The organism is Spirosoma luteum DSM 19990, assembly GCF_000374065.1.
GTDB classification, from domain to species: domain Bacteria; phylum Bacteroidota; class Bacteroidia; order Cytophagales; family Spirosomataceae; genus Spirosoma; species Spirosoma luteum.
This window is the reverse complement of record NZ_KB893306.1, coordinates 1-1,181: the sequence shown is the minus strand read 5'-3', so window position 1 is coordinate 1,181 and position 1,181 is coordinate 1. Positions and strand designations below refer to the sequence as shown.

Sequence of the window (1,181 nt, the reverse complement as noted above, 5' to 3'; positions counted from 1 at the left end):
GCGAAGGCAAAAATAAAATGCTAGTGCTAAACGCGGTTCGCAATAAACTTATTCACCGCATCTATGCCGTTGTTAAGCGGGGCAAAAAATATGACGAAAAGTATGTCTCATCACTTGCATAAACCATAGAAATCTGAGCGGTTGTTTAACTATATTGAAGGCCACCGTGGCGCGGGTATTATAACGTCCGTAGGCTGCACTCATCGCTAGGCTACCGTTCACCGATTGACTTTGAAAACCAATTTCACCAAACTGTTTTGTTAAACTCTCAAAAGTAAAGTGTCCGCCTAAACAGGACCACCCCAAGCTCCTCAATATTGAGAAAGACAACCTTTTTAATTTTCCCGTCGGTCCCCTTCAACTTTGGGCTAAAGTCCAGCGCTCTCTGATTGACCGGGTAGCCGTTCTTTAGTGCCCAGCGGAGAAACCATTTAATAAAGCCCAGATTTTTAACGATAGTCGTATTCCACATGTCCCGTTTGACGCGGAGGTAACTCAAGTAATCGATCATCCGGCCAGCGTTCAGGTTTTCAAACGAGAGGGCTTTATCAAATGCCTCCAGTTGACGCCGAATCACACCGGACTTAATATAGGTGTCCTCATCCCAGTCACTCTCCCGGCCAACCATGAGCGTAAACCGGTCGAAGGCCGAAAAGAAAGTTTCCTTTTTCTCCTTCTTATTCTTGGCTATCTGATCAAAAACGGTTTTAACCTCAGCCAGGGTAGGCGTTACTTTTTTGACCTCACAGGCCTTGAAAAATTCAGTGATCATTCTCCAGGGTGTTGAGTTTTGTGTTGATGTCGGTAGCGGTAAGCCCTCCGACGTGGGTAGTGTTGGCCTTTACCCGGCTTTTCTCCTCATTCCACTTGACAACGTCGATCCTGTAGCCAGCATTTAGCATGAGCCGCTGGCTGTTAAAGCTCACAGCCATACGAATGGGTACGTTGCTGATAATGAGCGATCTGGCCGTGTCTTTCCGCTTTTCAAGGAAAAATGAGACGCTACGCTTGAGTTCAAATATTCCGGTCTCCAATGTGTGTCTATTTTTCGTCTGCACACAAAATTACACACACTTTTTACTTTATTTTAGAGCCTGTTTAAAAATGCTTGAGCATCCGGTTAATGTTGGATAAATAGACGAAGGACTCGTGAGAAGTTACGCCACACTCATAGTCTTTAC

The 1,181-nt window shown here is 45.1% G+C and carries 2 protein-coding genes and 1 pseudogene; 1 reads left to right on the top strand and 2 read right to left on the bottom strand.

Annotated elements, in window-relative coordinates:
* Window positions 1-122 (top strand): annotated as a pseudogene (locus B156_RS32315) (IS110 family RNA-guided transposase); the annotation flags it as partial.
* 146 nt (window positions 123-268) lie between these two features.
* Here B156_RS32315 and B156_RS29925 read toward each other — a convergent pair.
* Complete coding sequence (locus B156_RS29925; protein WP_052635801.1) at window positions 269-772, bottom strand: phage integrase SAM-like domain-containing protein; 504 nt, start codon at window positions 770-772, stop codon at window positions 269-271.
* Complete coding sequence (locus B156_RS31625; RefSeq protein ID WP_157627189.1) at window positions 762-932, bottom strand: hypothetical protein; 171 nt, start codon at window positions 930-932, stop codon at window positions 762-764. Before B156_RS31625 ends, B156_RS29925 begins: the two co-directional genes overlap by 11 nt.
* Between the last annotated feature and the right edge of the window lie 249 nt (window positions 933-1,181).

Excerpts from the sequence above, each read along its gene's own strand:
- B156_RS29925 (WP_052635801.1), bottom strand. The coding sequence starts at position 772 with ATGATCACTGAATTTTTCAAGGCCTGTGAGGTCAAAAAAGTAACGCCT.
- B156_RS31625 (WP_157627189.1), bottom strand. The coding sequence starts at position 932 with ATGGCTGTGAGCTTTAACAGCCAGCGGCTCATGCTAAATGCTGGCTAC.